The sequence below is a fragment of the Streptomyces sp. NBC_01003 genome, from assembly GCF_045162695.1.
Taxonomy (GTDB): Bacteria; Actinomycetota; Actinomycetes; order Streptomycetales; family Streptomycetaceae; genus Streptomyces.
Window position 1 is genome coordinate 2,221,730 of the sequence record NZ_CP108707.1, and the last position, 16,247, is coordinate 2,237,976.

The 16,247-nt window shown below is 67.6% G+C and carries 17 protein-coding genes and 1 pseudogene; 12 read left to right on the forward strand and 6 right to left on the reverse strand.

What is annotated here, in order from left to right:
• Nucleotides 1-80 precede the first annotated feature (80 nt).
• The gene (locus tag OG698_RS10475; RefSeq protein WP_406102815.1) at nt 81-704 is read left to right on the forward strand and encodes a malonic semialdehyde reductase; all 624 of its coding nucleotides are present in this window, start codon (nt 81-83) and stop codon (nt 702-704) included.
• Between the two features lie 348 nt (nt 705-1,052).
• Here the strand turns inward: OG698_RS10475 and OG698_RS10480 are convergent, their stop codons facing one another.
• From OG698_RS10480 to OG698_RS10490, 3 genes are all read right to left on the reverse strand, one after another.
• Nucleotides 1,053-1,232: a hypothetical protein gene (locus OG698_RS10480; protein ID WP_406102816.1), complete on the reverse strand. Its 180-nt coding sequence runs from the start codon at nt 1,230-1,232 to the stop codon at nt 1,053-1,055.
• Between the two features lie 238 nt (nt 1,233-1,470).
• On the reverse strand, nt 1,471-2,907 hold the full coding sequence (locus OG698_RS10485; protein ID WP_406110760.1) for an IS1380 family transposase: 1,437 nt from the start codon (nt 2,905-2,907) through the stop codon (nt 1,471-1,473).
• A 193-nt stretch (nt 2,908-3,100) separates the two neighbouring features.
• Nucleotides 3,101-4,378, reverse strand: coding sequence for an IS701 family transposase (locus tag OG698_RS10490; RefSeq protein WP_406102818.1), 1,278 nt, complete (start codon nt 4,376-4,378; stop codon nt 3,101-3,103).
• 116 nt (nt 4,379-4,494) lie between these two features.
• Between OG698_RS10490 and OG698_RS10495 the strand changes: the two genes are divergently transcribed.
• The 3 genes from OG698_RS10495 to OG698_RS10505 all read left to right on the forward strand — a co-directional run bounded on the left by OG698_RS10495 (nt 4,495) and on the right by OG698_RS10505 (nt 6,591).
• Nucleotides 4,495-5,202: a hypothetical protein gene (locus OG698_RS10495; protein ID WP_406102819.1), complete on the forward strand. Its 708-nt coding sequence runs from the start codon at nt 4,495-4,497 to the stop codon at nt 5,200-5,202.
• A gap of 382 nt (nt 5,203-5,584) precedes the next feature.
• Nucleotides 5,585-5,797 (forward strand): hypothetical protein, encoded by a 213-nt coding sequence (locus OG698_RS10500; protein ID WP_406102820.1) that lies wholly within the window; start codon nt 5,585-5,587, stop codon nt 5,795-5,797.
• Nucleotides 5,798-6,126: 329 nt separating this feature from the next.
• Entirely contained in the window at nt 6,127-6,591 is a 465-nt protein-coding gene (locus tag OG698_RS10505; protein ID WP_406102821.1) for an integrase core domain-containing protein, read from the forward strand.
• A 70-nt stretch (nt 6,592-6,661) separates the two neighbouring features.
• Here OG698_RS10505 and OG698_RS10510 read toward each other — a convergent pair whose 3' ends face one another.
• On the reverse strand, nt 6,662-7,531 hold the full coding sequence (locus tag OG698_RS10510) for a helix-turn-helix domain-containing protein (RefSeq protein ID WP_406102822.1): 870 nt from the start codon (nt 7,529-7,531) through the stop codon (nt 6,662-6,664).
• A 152-nt stretch (nt 7,532-7,683) separates the two neighbouring features.
• Between OG698_RS10510 and OG698_RS10515 the strand changes: the two genes are divergently transcribed.
• The 5 genes and pseudogenes from OG698_RS10515 to OG698_RS10535 all read left to right on the forward strand — a co-directional run bounded on the left by OG698_RS10515 (nt 7,684) and on the right by OG698_RS10535 (nt 11,633).
• Complete coding sequence (locus OG698_RS10515) at nt 7,684-8,022, forward strand: carboxymuconolactone decarboxylase family protein (protein WP_406102824.1); 339 nt, start codon at nt 7,684-7,686, stop codon at nt 8,020-8,022.
• 31 nt (nt 8,023-8,053) lie between these two features.
• A complete protein-coding gene (locus OG698_RS10520; RefSeq protein ID WP_406102825.1) occupies nt 8,054-8,896 on the forward strand; it encodes an SDR family oxidoreductase in 843 nt (280 codons plus the stop codon).
• 48 nt (nt 8,897-8,944) lie between these two features.
• The gene (locus OG698_RS10525; protein WP_406102827.1) at nt 8,945-9,364 is read left to right on the forward strand and encodes a cupin domain-containing protein; all 420 of its coding nucleotides are present in this window, start codon (nt 8,945-8,947) and stop codon (nt 9,362-9,364) included.
• Between the two features lie 116 nt (nt 9,365-9,480).
• On the forward strand, nt 9,481-10,422 hold the full coding sequence (locus OG698_RS10530) for a zinc-binding alcohol dehydrogenase family protein (RefSeq protein ID WP_406102828.1): 942 nt from the start codon (nt 9,481-9,483) through the stop codon (nt 10,420-10,422).
• A 120-nt stretch (nt 10,423-10,542) separates the two neighbouring features.
• Nucleotides 10,543-11,633, forward strand: a pseudogene (locus OG698_RS10535) (integrase core domain-containing protein).
• Nucleotides 11,634-11,916: 283 nt separating this feature from the next.
• Here OG698_RS10535 and OG698_RS10540 read toward each other — a convergent pair.
• Together OG698_RS10540 and OG698_RS10545 are read right to left on the reverse strand one after the other, a co-directional pair.
• Entirely contained in the window at nt 11,917-12,714 is a 798-nt protein-coding gene (locus tag OG698_RS10540) for a hypothetical protein (RefSeq protein ID WP_329567805.1), read from the reverse strand.
• A gap of 395 nt (nt 12,715-13,109) precedes the next feature.
• Nucleotides 13,110-13,475 carry a PRC-barrel domain containing protein gene (locus OG698_RS10545; RefSeq protein ID WP_406102829.1) on the reverse strand — a complete coding sequence of 122 codons (366 nt, stop codon included), beginning with the start codon at nt 13,473-13,475 and terminating at the stop codon, nt 13,110-13,112.
• Between the two features lie 612 nt (nt 13,476-14,087).
• Between OG698_RS10545 and OG698_RS10550 the strand changes: the two genes are divergently transcribed.
• The 3 genes from OG698_RS10550 to OG698_RS10560 all read left to right on the forward strand — a co-directional run bounded on the left by OG698_RS10550 (nt 14,088) and on the right by OG698_RS10560 (nt 15,590).
• Entirely contained in the window at nt 14,088-14,492 is a 405-nt protein-coding gene (locus OG698_RS10550) for a DUF6303 family protein (protein WP_406102830.1), read from the forward strand.
• A gap of 405 nt (nt 14,493-14,897) precedes the next feature.
• Complete coding sequence (locus OG698_RS10555) at nt 14,898-15,098, forward strand: hypothetical protein (RefSeq protein WP_406102831.1); 201 nt, start codon at nt 14,898-14,900, stop codon at nt 15,096-15,098.
• 135 nt (nt 15,099-15,233) lie between these two features.
• Nucleotides 15,234-15,590 (forward strand): Lsr2 family protein, encoded by a 357-nt coding sequence (locus OG698_RS10560; RefSeq protein WP_406102833.1) that lies wholly within the window; start codon nt 15,234-15,236, stop codon nt 15,588-15,590.
• Nucleotides 15,591-16,247: the final 657 nt, after the last annotated feature.

Consider the following 16,247-nt stretch of genomic DNA (forward strand, 5'->3'; position numbering starts at 1 on the left):
GCAAACCCCGTCCCCACGGGGTGGTGCCGGGGCGGTCAACCCGCCCCGGCACCACACACAACCGAAGTAAGAGAGAAAAGATGAGCATGACCGACCGCGAACCGCAGGCCCTCGATGTCCTCGACGACGCCGGACGAAAGGTGCTGTTCACCGAGGCCCGCACCGCGAACACCTTCGCCGAGGTGACCGTTGCCGACGACGAACTCGCCATGATCTGGGAACTCGCCCGCTGGTCGCCGAGCGCAGCCAACGGCCAGCCTCTGCGTGTGCTCTTCGTGCGCACCCACGAGGGCAAGGAGCGACTCGTCCGGCATCTCGACGAGGGCAACAGGGCCAAGACGCTCAGTGCGCCGGCCGTGGCGATCCTGGCGTACGACGCCGACTTCCACGAGCAGATGCCGACAGTCTTCCCGGCCCGCGGCGACATGCTGCGAGCAGCGTTCGCCGACCAGATCGAGAAGCGCGAGAGCCTTGCCGCCTACAACTCGGCGCTGCAGACCGGGGTCTTCCTGCTCGCCGTGCGCGCAGCGGGGCTGGCGGCCGGTCCCATGGCGGGCTTCGACCGGGCCGGCGTGGACGAGGAGTTCTTCGCCGGTACCAGCTGGCGTTCGCATCTGGTGGTCAACATCGGTCATCCCGGTGCCGACCCGTGGTTCCCGCGGCTGCCCCGCGTGCCCGTCGAGGACGCCGTCGCCTGGGTCTGACGGCACTGACGCCACCTGGTAGCGCGGGATCCGAAGTCCGAGCTGCCCGAGAGTGGTCTGCGTAGAGGTAAGAGGTGCCATGCCATGGGCGCCGGGGCTCTCCTGAGTACCAGCGCCCACCTTTTTCGCCCCTGCCCGAGGTGGTTGTGATGGGCTTTCTGGAAGCGACCGTCCTCGTAGCGGCCATCAACAAGTGGCGGCGGCCAGGGTGATCAAGAGGTGCCCCGTATTGGACGGAGAGTGTCTGAAGGGGCAGCTCGATGAGGGCGTAGGCGAGGAGCGCGCAGGGTACGGCAGCGCCGACCGTCCAAGACGTGCTCTCTGTGTGTACGGCCGCGAGCAGCGGGATCAGGAGGAAGAGCGCGAGGCATGCCCACGCCTGTGGGGCTGGTCGAGATCCCAGGCGTACGCGATGGCCTCCATGCCGATGAGTCCGGCAAACGCGGCGTGCCTTTCAGCATTCGCGAGACGCAGGCGGACAAGCGCCGGCACGTCCTCGCGCTCGGCAGCCCTGACCAAGATCGACATGAGCCCGAGCCTCCCAGCCTGCCCACCCAACCGCAAGACACACGGACCAACTGAAGACAGGGCTACGGTTGCCCGACACGGCACTAGCCTCGCCGTTTCGGTTGGGCTGAGGCGGCGTCGCTGATCGCCAACTGTTGGGTGGCCGACGTAATTTCGGTGCTTGGGCAGGTCGGAGTCCCGACGCGTTGGTCGGATTCTCCGGGTTCTTTCGGGTCGTGGGCGGACGGGGGTTTGCCAGTCAGCTGGCGGGTCGGGGCAGTGCGGCGAGGCGGTGGAAGGCCGTGGTCAGTTCGTGTCTCCAGGGCCAGGTCGCCGATATTCGCAGGTGGAGGCGGCGGCCGCCGCGGGTGAGGCGGGCGGCGACGTGCAGGAGCCGGTAGCGGAGTTTCTTCGGCTCGGCGGTGGCCAGCTCCCCGTCCAGGAGGAGGACACGGGTCCAGGCGAGCAGGTCGATCGCGGCGAGGCTGAGTTCGAGCCAGACGGCGTTGACGCCGAAGTCTCGGGAGGGGAAGCGGCCGAATCCGGTGGTCTTGCCGCACCGGATGTGGTCCTCGACAGTGGCATGTCCGCGGTGGCGGACCTCCAGGAACTGGGCGGAACCGTCACCGGAGTACGGAGTGTCGGTGAGGAACACCTGATGCCGTAGGCCCTCGTCCTGGTCGAACAGGGACAGCTGTGCTCCGGGGTGGGGCCGCTCACGGCGCACGATGATGCGGGTGCCGGCTGGGTAGCCGTCCAGATCGACCATGCCGGTCAGCTCGGCGACTTCGGCGCCATCACGCAGAGTCCCGTCCTGGTCCAGGGCGGGATGCCAGAGACGCTCGGGCATGGCCCGGACAGCGCGGCGGACCGGCTCGGTGATGGCGTATCCGACCGAGAAGAAGGTACGGATTCCTCGTTTCCGCACGTGGCGGACGTGGGCGAGGAAGGCTTTCGCGGATCCGGCACTGTCGGTGCGGACGAGGATGTCGGTGCCGTGCCGGTGCCCGTCGGGGATTTGCGCGAGTGCCTGGTCGAACACCGTGATGTGGTCGCTCGCGGTGTTGGCACCGGCATTTCCAGGACGCAGTCGGCCCGACAGTGCCTCGCCGGTGTTGGCCAGGAAGCACAGCAGCGGGTGGAAGCCGAAGCCGCCTTTATAGGTGGGTGCGGCCTGCTCCTTCTCGGAGTGGCAGGTGATCAGCGTGGCGTCGAGGTCCAGGACCAGCCCGGGCAGAATGCGTCCCGCGGCCCGGACTGCGGGTATGCCCTCGCCTTGCTCGGCGGCCTGCATCCAGGCGACTTCCCGAGCTTGGGCACGCGCCGAGCGCAGAGAAGCCAGTGTCCTCTCGTCGGTGTCGGCGAGCATTCGCCAGGCCGTCGGTGTCGAGGCGACCGAACCGAACACCCCTGCCTGGTCCCGCAGTACGGCCAGGTCCGCGATGGCCTCACCGCCGTCGGCGAGCATCACCGCCAGGTCGGTGGCGATCCGGCCGGGATCATGCCCAGTCCCGCGCGGCCGAAGCGGCCTGAGCGCGGTGGAGTACGAGGCGGTGAGCCCGGTGGCATCAGCGAGATCAGCCAGTAACCGTGCCCCGGCATGACCGACCACCCCCGAACCATCTGCACTGACCTGGATCTTGGGACGCAACCCGATAGCCTGCACGTAGAAAGTGCCCTCCGCCTGGACCGACAGAACCCCTCAGCAAGGTTCATCGTCCCAGGTCAGGAAGGCACTTTCGCGTTTCCGCCCCAACAGCCGCCGTCCCCAAACGAAACGGCGAGGCTAGTAGGACTCCGTTAGGTCGCTCTGGATCTTGGGTTCTGGCTGGCGGTGGATGTTCTGGGCAAGGGGCGGTGGCAGGTGGTGCAGGTGCCGGTCCAGCAGTTCAGCAGGTCCTGGATGGCGTCGAGGATCTGGTAGAGGCTGAGTCCGCTGTATCGGCTTTTGGGGCCAGGCGCTGTTCGGTGAGGAACGCGTGGGCGGCGGTGACCAGGGTGACGTGGTGATGCCACCCGGCCCAGGAACGTCCCTCGAAGTGGTCCAGGCCGAGGCCGTGCTTGAGTTCCCGGTAGTCGTGCTCGATGCGCCAGCGGATCTTGGCCAGGCGGACCAGTTCAGCAAGCGGGGCGTCGGCGGGCAGGCTGGACAGCCAGTAGCCGGTGGGTTCTTGGGCGTCCTCGGGCCATTCGACCAGCAGCGTCACTTCGGGCAGAACACCGTCCCAGTAGCCGTGTTCGGCGGTGGCGGCGGCCTGGGCCAGACGGCGGGCCCTGACCCCGGCCGGCCGCACCCGCAGCGCCACAAAGCGCGAGCGCATCGGCCCGCGGGAGCCTTCCCGCCAGGTCACCTCGGTGAACGCCTGCCGCCCATGGCCGGCCGCCAGCGCGGCCACCGAGGACGCCTTGTCACGGTAGCGGGGCTGCGGCTTGCGGCCGTTGCCGGACCACGCCGGGGCGGTGGGCTGCGCGTCGTGCGGATGGACGGTCACGTCCGAACGGACCGCCACGACATATTTGATGCCCCGCTCGCTCAGGCCGTCGCGGAAGTCGGCGTTCTGCCCGTAGCCGGCGTCGGCCACCACCACCGGCGGCACCAGCCCCCACCCGGCCAGCTCGTCGAAGGTGTCCAGGGCCAGCCGCCACTTCTCCCAGTGCCCGGCCTCCTGCGGTATCCCGGTCTTCTGCCGCCGTCCGGCATCGTCCGCCCACTCCTGGGGCACGAACAACCGCCACTGCAGCGGACAGGACGCGACATCGGAGACCGCGTGCACACTCACCGCGACCTGACAGTTCGCCTGCTTGCCCAGAGCCCCGCAGTACTGGTGCGCGACAGCGACCGACATCCGTCCGTCCTTGGGAAACGACACATCATCGACCGCCCAGGCATCCGGGCCGATCAGCGGCACCAACCGCTCGGCGATCCGCCGCCGCACCGGCACCGGATCCCAGGTCGACTGGTTCACGAACTGCTGCAGGTTCTGTTCATTGCCGTCCGGCAGCCGCTCCGCCATGGCCTGGATGGACTTGCGGCGACCGTCCGTCATCAGTCCCCGCAGATAGCAGTCACCCTTCGCCCGCTGATCCTTGCGCGGCACCGACGCGAACACATCAGCCACGAATAACGCCAACTTCGCCCGAGCACGGTTCACTTCATGTGCGTCCACACACTCACCATGCTCCTGAACACGACCGACCGAAAGACCTAACGGAGTCCTACTAGCTGCCGTCGCCCCATGAGTGACGTTTAGCGTACCCACCCTGAGACTGGCACACTGAATTTGTGCTTCCGCTGACGGCCGCCGTTGATCAGAATGCGTTCTCATCGCTTTCTGCTGCCAGCGTTGTGTCGATCAGTGCATTGGTCTTCACCGTAGCCTCATTCTGGTGGATCAACGCCAGACAGGGGCGCCTGGAGACGTGGGAGCCTCATTCCTTTGCAGCGATTTGCCACGGCTCCATGACTCGCCTGCGGCTTCCGCTCGTCTTTCACAACACCGGTGCCAAGCCGATAGTCGTGCAGGATCTCATGCTGAGCTTCCCGGATGAGCCCGCCTCTCATCTGCCGCTCCTGTGGACATCTTCACCATCTCGTCTCCAACCCGGGCCGGACGAGGAAAAGAAGCTGCCGGCCGGATTCGTTGTGGCCGGCAGAGAGGCGCAACAACTCTTCATCGAGTTCGAGGCACCGTTTTCTGGGTTGGTTCTGGAGGCCCGTGACTACAAGGTCCGAATCCAAGTGAGGGTCGGCCACCGCAAGGGTTGGCGCTCGCTTCTGACGTTCACCTTGAGGACCACCAACATCATTCATCCCGACCGGTATGCCGTCTACATCAACGCCCCTCTCGAACTGACGAAGGAAGACCAGGAAAAGGCAGACGCTGCGCTCCTGGAGCTGTTGGAGGGGCAGGAAAAGGGCCCTTCCGCCAAGGGCGAGACCAAGCAGCGAGACTCTTCGAACGACGAGGGCAACGCCGGTACGGACCTATAGCTCGGAGACATGTTCCCGAGCTCAGCCAGGGCTAACGAGTCGGCGGCTTGCCCGCTGCCGTCGGATCCGGTCATGGACGTGGCCGGGATGGCGATGCTGAAGTCTTCGGTGATGAGCTCGCGCCAACGGCTCACCTCGGCGGTGGGAAACGATCTACAAGTTCACGGGAAACGGTCACCGAGGGGCGGGAGTCGCCCCTGACCAGCGCATTTCGTCGGATCCCCGCTATCGACAAACCGGCCCTGTCGATGGCCGACGAGACGGCCTACCGCTGCCGCGAGCCCGTCCCTGCCCCCATCTACTACGCGTGGGGCTCATAAAGTCATCGCTGCAGGTGGGGCCCGTGTGTGGAGCCATCGGTGGTGGCTGCGATGCTGCGCAGGTGATCATCTCGCTGCTGTACAAGGCAGCTCGTGCGCCGCTGTCCGTGCCGGCGGTGCTGCTGCGCCGGGACACCGCCAAGGACGCCGAACTGCTGGTGCTGCCGCACGACAACACGGGGCTGCGACGACAGCTCAACGGTCCGGACCGTAACGAGCCCACGGACCGATTCTGGCCGGCCACACTGTCGTCGCTGATACTCCGCCGCTACTGAAGGAACATCTTCCCCATCACGCCGGGGACGCTGCCGGCCTGGGCACCGCAGGCTGACCGCCGGCAAGTGCAACCATTCCGACCGGCCGCCCACCCACCACGGCAGCCTTCAAGAAGCTCGCCCTGCGCCTCGCGCAGGAAAACCCGCGGTGAGGCCAACGCAGAGTCCAGGGCGAGCTGATCCGGATCGGGCACCCGATCGAACCGTCCACGGTCTGACAGATCCTGCACACAGCCGGCATAGACCCGGCCCCGCGTCGGACCGGTCCGAGCAAGCACGAGTCCCTCACCGCGCAGGCCGAGAGGATCATCGCGGCGGACTTCTTCCACGTGGACACCGTGACCCTCGGCGTTACCACGCATCCCACCGGCGACTGGATCACCCAGCAGGCCCGCAACCCTCTCCTCCAACTCGGGGACCGCGCCCACCCGTTCCGCTTCCTGAACAGGGACCGCGACGCCAAGCTCCCCCAGGCCTTCGACACGGTGTTCGCCGGCAACGGCACCCAGGTCCTCAAGGCCACCCCACAAGCACCGAAGATGAACGCCTTCGCGGAACGCTGGACACGCACCGCCCGAGCCGAGTGCACCGACCGGATGCTGATCTTCGGTGAACGCCACCTGCGCACCGTGTTGGACCAGTACGCGACGCACTACAACACCACAAGGGCCCACCGAAGCCTGGACCTTCACACTCCCGGCGACGACCCCACCGCCATCCCCTTCCCCGCAGGGCGCATCCGACGCCGAAAGATCCTCGGCGGACTCCTCAACGAGTACCACCGAGCCTCCTGATGAACCATCACTCCCCAGGAAGGAAAACCCAGCTCACAGCACGTGCGGAGATTCTGACACCCTTCAGGCCTCACTCGGCCGGTTGTGCGGTGGCCTGGTACTGGTCTGCGGCCCATGAGGCGAGGATGCGCAGGCCGTCGTGGGTAGTGGAGCCGACTTCGGCGGTCCAGACGACGAGTTGCTGGTCGGGATCGGTGCTGGCGGTCAGGGTGTCCCAGTCCAGGCGGAGCTCGCCGGCGATGGGATGGTTGAGAACCTTTGTGCCCACGCTGAGGGTGGCAACATGGTGGGCGGCCCACCACTGGCGGAAGTCCTCGTCCTGTACGCACAGTTCACCGACCAGAGCGGTCAGGCGTGGATCGTCCGGATACTTCGCCGCCTCCATGCGCAATTGCGCGACCGCGGTCCGTGCGACGCTTTTCCAGTCGGCATACAGGGCGCGCATCACCGGGTCGGTGAAAAGAATGCGCACATAATTGCGGTGCCTTTCCGGGACGGCAGCGAAGTCGGTGATGAGCGCAGCCGCGAGGGGGTTCCAGGCAATAACGTCCATGCGGCGGCCCATCACAATGGCGGGCGTGGCGGTGAGGTCGTCCAGGACCCTGCGCAACTGCGGCTGAACCTTCTGCCGGGCTCGGCGGCGCGGCTTCGCCGTCTCTTTCCCGGCCAGGCCGAACACGTAGCGCCGCTGGTCGTCGTCCAGCTGCAGCGCCTGGGCCACCGCCTCCAGCACCGGCGCCGAGGGAGGAAGTCGGCCCTGCTCCAGCCGCGTGTAGTAGTCCGTGGAGATCGCGGCGAGCTGGGCGACCTCTTCCCGGCGCAGCCCGGCGACCCGGCGCTGCCCGCCGCTGTCGGGCAGGCCAACGACGCGCGGGCTCAGCTCGGCCCGCCGGGCCTTGAGGAACTCGCCCAGCTCGTTCAAATGCGGTGTCGGACTCATGCCCCAAGTGTGGCAGCGGAAGGGCCCGGCGTGAGGGGGAAGGATTCTTCCCAGGATGTTTCGTTCCCAGGAACAAATCCTCCTCTGCACAGGCGCGCGTAGGGGTGCAAACCTGGAATTGCGCCAGACAGGAAAGCGAAAGGAAGAGCATCGTGTCGGAAAAGAAGTCCGCAGCACAGCAGGCCATCGGTGACATCACCCCCAAACTCGCCGACCTCACCGACCAGGTGCTCTTCGGCGACGTCTGGGAGCGCGAGGGACTCTCCCCGCGGGATCGCAGCCTGGTCACCGTCACCGCGCTGATCGCCCTGTACCGCTCCGACCAGCTCGGCTTCCACCTCAAGCTGGCCCTGGAGAACGGGCTGTCCGCGGAAGAGCTGGCCGGGGCCATCACCCACCTGGCGTTCTACGCCGGCTGGCCCAACGCCATGGGCGCCGCCGGTCAGCTGAAGGTCGTCCTGGCGTCAGCCGACGCCCCCCAGGACCACTGACACCCCCTTTACGCAGGAGCATCCCCTTCTCATGAGCAAGGTCATCTTTGTCACTGGTGCGGGCCGCGGCCTGGGCACCGACATCGCCCGCCAGGCCCTGGCCGCCGGCCACCAGGTCGTCGCCACCGGCCGTCGCCCCGACAGCGTGCTCAAGGCGCTCGGCGGCGAGCAGGACAACCTGCTGGTCGCCGCCCTGGACATCACCAGCTCCGACGCCGCCCAGACGGCCGTGGACGCGGCAGTGGCCCGGTTCGGCCGCATCGACGTACTGATCAACAACGCCGCCACGTTCCAGGCCGGCTACTTCGAGGAGATCTCCGACGCCCAGATGCGGGCGCAGATCGAGACGAACCTGTTCGGCCCGATGAACGTCGCCCGCGCCGTCCTGCCCGTCATGCGCGAGCAGCGCTCGGGCCACATCGTCACGATCTCCTCCATCGCCGGTCTGGTCGGCCAGGAGTTCTGCGTCGCCTACGCCGCTTCCAAGTTCGGCGTCGAGGGCTGGATGGAGTCCCTGCGCTACGACGTCGAGCCGTACGGCATCCGCACCACCATCGTCGAGCCCGGCTTCTTCCGCACCGAGCTGCTCGTGGACGCCTCCACCAGCTGGGCGGAGCTGTCGATCGACGACTACGCCGAGCGCACCAAGACCACCAAGGCGATGTGGCAGTCGATGAACGGGCAGCAGGCCGGTGACCCGGCCAAGCTCGCCGGCGCGCTGCTGAACCTCACCGAGCTGGCCGAGCCGCCGCTGCGGTTCGTCGCCGGTGACGACGCGATCCCCACCGCCGAGGCGAAGGGCAAGGAGATCACCGACCAGGCGACCGCCTCGCGCTCGCTCGGCTCGAACCTCGCCTACGACGACGCGGCCTGATCCGCCCCCACCCCTCCCCGCACACCCTTACAGGAAGCAAGAGCACCCATGGAATTCGTCAAGCCCAAGCCCACCGGCAAGGGTCCCGAGGACTGGTTCACCGGAGACGTCTGGTTCGACGTCATCCACGCCGGCCAGGAGCCGTCCCGGATCCGCGCCAACATGGTGCGCTTCGCCCCCGGCGCCCGCACCGCCTGGCACCACCACGCCGTCGGTCAGACCCTGCACGTCGTCGCCGGCACCGCCCTGATCGGCACCCGCGACGGCACCACCTTCGAGGCCCACCCCGGTGAGACGGTGACCTGCCCACCCGGCGAGGAGCACTGGCACGGCGCGACCGAGGACCGCTTCATGCAGCACATCGCGCTGTGGGACGGCACCGCCCCGGACGACGACCGGCCCGAGACCTCCTGGCTGGAGCACGTCACCGACGAGCAGTACCACGGTCCCCGCACCCGCAGCCACTGACCAACCGGTGCTGTCCGGGGCCCGGCGACGCGTACCGGGCCCCGGACAGCACCACCCCACAGAGGAAGACATATGACCACCAGCATGACCGCGCTGTTCGGCGGCACCGGCCCCACATGGGAGGCCCGGCAGATCCCCGTGCCCGACCCCGGTCCCGGCCGATCCTCGTACGCGCCCGCACCGTCGCACTCAACAACGCCGACGCCGCCATGGCCGCCGGGGCCGATCCGACGAGCGGCGGCACCGGCAAGGAGTTCCAGGCCGGCTACGAGTTCGCCGGTGAGGTCGCGGCCGTCGGGGACGGCGTCTCCACGTTCACGGTGGGCGAGCGCGTCATGGGCACCACCCCGGCCAGCTTCGCCCAGTACGTACTCGTCGACCACCGGCACGTCCTTCCCGTGCCCGAAGAGCTCCCGTACGAGGAGGCCTGCGCCCTGCCCACCGGCCTGCTCACCGAGCACGGCGCCCTCATGGCCGGCGGCTTCCGGCCGGGGCAGTCGGTGCTGATCACCGGCGCGTCGTCGAGCATCGGCCTGATCGGTCTGCAGATCGCGAAGGCTCTCGGTGCACAACCGGTCATCGCCACCAGCCGTACGTCAGCTAAGGCGGACCTGCTCAAGCGGGCGGGCGCGGACACCGTCGTGGCGACGGGCGAGCAGGACCTCACCGCCGCGGTGCTCGAGGCGACCGGCGGCGAAGGCGCGGACGTCGTCCTCGACCACGTCGGCGGCGAGACCTTCGCCGCATGCCTTCCCGCGGCCCGGGTCGACGGATCGGTGGTCAACATCGGCCGTCTGGACACCGCCGGCACCACCATCGACCTCGACGCCCTGTCCTACCGCCACCTGCGCCTGCGCGGCGTCTCCTTCGGCTTCACCCGGGCCGCGGAACTCGGTGAGGTCATCGCCGAGGCGGGCCGGCAGCTGATGCCCGCGGTCACCGACGGCCGCGTCCGGCCCCTCATCGACAGCGCCCGCACCTTCCCCACGGCCGCCGACGCACTGGAACGACTGCGTTCGCACCAGGCGCACGGAAAGATCGTGCTGACGGTGCCCTGACCGACGGTGCCCTTGCCGAATACCTCATCCATCCAGGTGGGCGCAGGTTTTGGCGCCGGCCGAGGCCGCTCAAGTCGCCGCTATCGCTCGGCGGCGGTGGGCGCGGCATGATGATCAGTCGTGCTGCTGAGACTGGCGTACCTGGGTGTGAAGAACGCGTTCGCGATGCTGCGACTGCTGCCGATGAGCGGCCGTGAGAAAGATGTCGAGATCCTGGCCTTGCGCCACCAGATCGGCGTTCTGGAACGGCAGCTGAACGGGCAGCAGGTTCGGTTGCACGCGAGCGACCGGGCGTTCCTGGCGTCGCTCCTCCAGGGCCTGCCACGGGAGGTGCTGCGTCGGATGCGGCTGCTGGTGCGGCCGGACACGGTACTTCGCTGGCACCGCGATGTCGTCGCCCGCCGACACACTGCCCAGTCCCGGCCGAAGCGCGGAGGCCGGCCCCGCACGGTGCACTCGATCCGGGTGCTGGTGCTACGACTCGCTCGGGAAAACGCGAGGTGGGGCCACCGGCGGATCCAGGGCGAGCTCGCTCGTCTCGGGCACCCGATCGCCGCATCCACTGTGTGGGAGATCCTGCATGCTGCCGGCATCGACGCCGCCCGCGCCGCACCGGCCCAAGTTGGCGCGAGTTCCTGACCCTCCAGGCCGAGGGCATCGTGGCCGCGGACTTCTTCCATCTCGACACCGCTCTGGGCCACCGGTTGTACGCGCTGGCATTCCTCGAGCACGGCACCCGACGCCCGCACATCACCGGCGTCACCGCCCACCCCGGCCGGGAGTGGGTGGTGCAGCAGGCACGGAATGTCGCCGCCGACCTGGGCGTCCGCATCGAGTCCCTGCGGTTCCTCCTGCGCGACCGCGACGGCAAGTACGGGCCTGCCTTCGACGCCGTCTTCCAGGCCGAAGACATGGACGTACTACTCAGCGCACCCCGGGCTCCCCGGATGAACGCACATTGCGAGCGGGTGATCGGCACCATCCGGCGCGAAGCGCTGGATCACGTCCTGGTCATGAACGAGGCCCACGCCCGACACGTTCTCGCTGACTTCCAACGGCACTACAACACGCATCGGCCCCATCGGTCCCGGAATCAACTGCCTCCCGATGCCCAGGATCAACCCGCCACTGTGCACGATCTGGGCAGCCGCAGGCTCCTGCGCACCCGCGTCCTCGGCGGCACCCTCAACGAGTACCGCTACACCGCCTGACCAGCGGCGATGACTTTCCGAGCCCGGCAGGATCCAGGCAATGACAAGCGGTCTGCTGGGCAGCGAGAGCACTCGCATGCCATCGACCACCACACCCACGGCGAGCAGAAAGCCGCCATCGGCGCCTACATCCGTTGGCGCAACTCCCGTGCCGAGCCCAAGACCAACTTCGCGCCGGAGCCCCGATCCGCCAATGGCCCGATTACCCGGCCAAGGCTGCATGACAGGCCATTAGCCGGCCGCGAACGAGCTCCCCCGTCGGCGTATTGATCGCGCCCATCTCCTACGGCCCGCGGCCGAAGAAGCCGGACTTCAGGTCACCGATGACGGCGTCGAGTGGATGCCCACTCACGATGAACGGTCCACTCCAGGGCGCGCTGAGTGCGAAGAGCAGTGCCAGGCTCAGCCCGACCACACTCGCAACGCCCACGACGAGCAGTGACGTTCGCAGGCTGCTGCGGAAGATCAGTGCGCCGGCGTTCACGATCAAGGCCAGTCCGCTGACCACAAGCGTGACGACGTAGAGCGCGGGAACGTCGCGCGAGGCGGCCGCAATGCGGGCGCGACGACTACTGGTGACGCTGTCCAGGGACACCAGCAGCTCCGTGCTCGCCGGGGTTCCCAGCTCTGGCCGGGCCGCCTCGGCGCGCACGCTCCGCTCCAGTCGTGCGATCGCGCGAGCGGTGGCCGGGTCGTCACCGGACGCCGCTGCCGCACCCTCCCATTCTCTGACACGCGCGGTCTGCAGGTAGTCCAGCAGTGCCGCATGGATCGGCTCCGACTGGACTCGCGGACTTGTCGCCGCCCACCCCAGGCGGGAGGCTGCGGCCGCCTCGTCGCTCACCAACCCCTCTGCTGCGCGCAGGTAACTGGCCTCGCTGGCCAGTGTGAGTGCCGCAAAGATCGCGAAGGCAGCGCCGAGTGTAGGCATCAGGGGTGTAGCGATCTGCGGCACCCTGCCCTGTTCCCCGACCGGTACGAGCGCCCGGACGCCGACCCGTGCCACGGCCGCGACCAGTAGGGCAAGGAAGAGCCAGCCCACAACCAGCACCACCGCCGGCAGCGAGGTCAACCAGTTCACCACATCACCTACAGCGTTCCCACGAGCGTCACACGGCGGCGAAACATCGGCCCCGCGACCTGGAGCTCCTCGTCGATCACCTTCAACGAACGCTCCATCATCACAGGTCGAAGACCTCCCATGCTCGCGACGCCCGGCACAGCACCTCGCTTCGTTGGCCATCAGCCGAATACGGCCCGGTACCAGGACCACCAGGCTATTCGGCCGCCATGCGATGCACCGCACCGCACCGGACGCCGCTCGTTGTCCGCCAAAGGTTGCGAGACGCGCCAGTGGGAGGGGGGCGTCCTGCTGAGGCGATCAGGCCTAAATTCTGGGGAAGTCCGTGGCCCAGGCGCCCGGAGGGGGCAGCAGTCGTATTGCGGCGCCGGCACCTGCTCGCGCCGCCGCGTGCGTCACAGAAGCGCTGACCGCTCCAACGTGGCGTAGTAGTTGCCCACTTCGGTGAGGTAGGCGGGCTCGGTGGTCTGGCTGTCGAGGGTGAAGCGGGGCGCGGCCCTGATCTCGTCCCTGGTGTGAGTGACCGTCACGGTCTGGGCACCCGTGTCGATGGCGACAACGATGCCGGCCGGGATCAGGACGCTCTTGCCGAAAACCCACACGCCGGTATCGACGACCAGGTGTTGCATACCGGCCTCATCCACCTGACGTTCCACCTGGCCGACTATCCCGTCCGGCGCCGTGAGGGTGAATCCCGTCAACGCCGCCTGCTCCTGCCCCTGATAGCCGATGCCTGCCGGGTAGGCCCAGACGCTCTGCATGAGGTGGTTCCTTTCTCTCGGCATTATTCGCCATTGGCGGGGCCGTGGAGCCGACTGCGACATTGACGTCGGCTGCCCGCCGCGGAATGGCCCCCGCTCACCACTCCCCCGTACCCAGGTAACTGACCGTCATACAACCGAGCACTCTTCGGTAGGCCACACGAGTTCCACCTCGACCCGGGCTGAGCACACCGCTAGAAGCCTTCACAAACCGCCTACCTGCGAATTCACCTCCACGTACGACCGCTGGCGACGGCTCCGAACCACCCAACGGAAGACGCACCATTTTCATCGCGCTCCCGCGGGGTAGATGCGCCGTGTAGCGGCAGCCGCACCGAAGTCCTCCCGAGGGGTGAAGCCCATGCAGCACCCGCCAACGGTCGAAGACCACCATGCCTACCCGGCCGAGGCACTCAGCCGCCCACAGAAAGCGACCGACGCCCGCGACGCGGCGAGCGGGTTCCTCGCCGGCCTGCACCCGGCACGCGTGTTCAAAATATCGCCCGAGAGCGGGCTCGCATCCACTGGTCGACGATCCACAAGGTCGCGCCACCATGCCCCATCGGCGGGGACTCCTGGCACGCGACCATGAACCTGCTGTGAGGAGAACTCGTGACTTCCGAATCCCCTGTGCCGCTCCCCGATCCCCACGACGCCATGGCAGACGTCCTCGACCCGCGGCCCAAACTGCCAGGGCCTCAAACGGACCCGACCGCCCAGGGCCACTTCACCCGCGCCCAATTGACCCGCTCTCCAGGGGACGCGAACTGGGAGATCGCGGTAGTCCTGTACGGGGTCCCGGCCGATGAGTGGCCCTCGACGAACCTGCCCGGCACCGAAGCCCCCACCCTGCGCGCACGCGGACAGGCCCTCACAGACCTGGGCTACGTCCAGACGGGCCCCGGATCCGATTGCCACTACTGGGAGTGGGCCGAGTGCCAAGACGGCGACCACACAACCGTACAACTGATGGCACACACCGAAGTTCAGCCCATCAGCATGCTGGAGATCGAATGAAAACCGTGGCCTTCGCGTCATGCCCTCCCCTGTGACCAGGCAGCGCTGCACAGCCAGCGGCGCACCCGTACCGCCGGTGGCCCTATGGCCGCTGATCGCCGGGCTCACATCCAGATGCAGCTCGCTCGCCCGGCCACTCGCGGTCGGTCTCCCGTCGGCCGTGGGAGAAGAAGAGCGAGCCGCACAAGCCCGCCCCGGGGCCCGAGTCCGGCGGTCGTTCCGGAACCTGCCTGCGAAGAGCCCTGCGCCAGGGTGCGGACCGAACTCGGCGCCGGGCGGTCCAGCCGGAGCCACGAGGGGACAAAACAATGTGCGACGACAACTGCAGGCGCGGCAGCCAACAGGTTCGCCTCGCCGCTGTCGGGCATCCGTGTCGTCCTTGACCCAGACGGCTCCGGCTGGCAAGTGGAGGTGCGCTGTGTCCTGGCCGAGGGACACCGAGCCATAGACGTCGCCCGCACCGTCCACGACCGGACCCGCGCGTCCCTCACCACCCTCGTCACGACGCACGGCACGGCGGGCACCGTCACTGTTACCGTCACGATCACCCGCATCACACGGACAAAACCAAAGGTCGCCCGGCGGCTGCTGAAATCAAAGAAGTGAGCGATGATCCGGTCAGGGTAGCCATGAAAGTGCGAACCATGGCTTGACACCTCCATTCTGCCGAAGCTGAGCCCGAGGGCCGCCCCTGTTCTGAGTGAAGAGGGGCGGCGCAGGCCCTAGCCCTACAATCAGCGCATGGCTCAGCGAGAAGTAATCACTTATACGGACGACCTCACAGGTGAAGAATCCGAAGAGATCGGTACCCACACCATCCTCATCGACGGGGCTGGGGTCGAGATTGACCTCTCCACGGAGAGCCACGATCGCCTGTTGGAAGTTCTGCACCCCTACTTGAGCGCCGAGGGGGCCCGTCGAGTACGTGGCAGCGTCACCACTGCCGGCACGAGGGGTAAGCGTCGAGCCGTAGGACCCTCCGCCCACTCGGACACGGCCCAGATTCGGGCTTGGGCCAAGGAATACGGCCTTGAGGTGAATGACCGGGGTCGAGTTCCCGCTTCCGTTAAGGAAGCATACGAAAAGGCCAATGATTAATCTCTGATATTGACGATCGAGCTCACCGGCCTCACGCAGTCCCACCTCGACATCTGGCTTACCCAGGCCAAGACCTCCCAACGGCGCGCGAATGCAGCCTTCATCAGGTGGACGAACAAACGCAGTCTGACGCAGAACGAAGAGCACGAGGACCAGTTCCGTCGATGCCTGACGGATACCTCACTGCAGGGGTCGGGGTGGCGGCGTACCCAGCTGCACTGTTCCAGCCGGATAGCCACGTTGGACAATCTGGAAAGCGTGCTTCCCGCCCGACCGTGTGTCCGCCGCTCTTTGAGGAGCGGCGACACGGGGCAGTCTTGTAAGCGTGCGAGGGTGACCGTCATCGAAAGGGCCCCGCGGGGCCTGCCGGATCATCGGGCCCGCCGGGCAAGGCCGCTGGGAAGGTCGGCAACGACGGAATGCCACCGTCGAGTTGGACGTTCCAGTACGGAGGAATGATGTACACCTGCCGCCCCGCAGCGGGATTCGACCCCGACGATCCGCGCTACGAGTGCACCTCGCCGCAGCCCTCCCCCGACCCCACACCGGGCCCGAGCGCCCTCGGGCTGCCGGCGGATCGCCGCCGCTCATGAAACATGCGCCCCTGTCTGGCCTCACGGCCGGGCAGAGGCGTATTCGTACGTCTGGGCTCTGGTC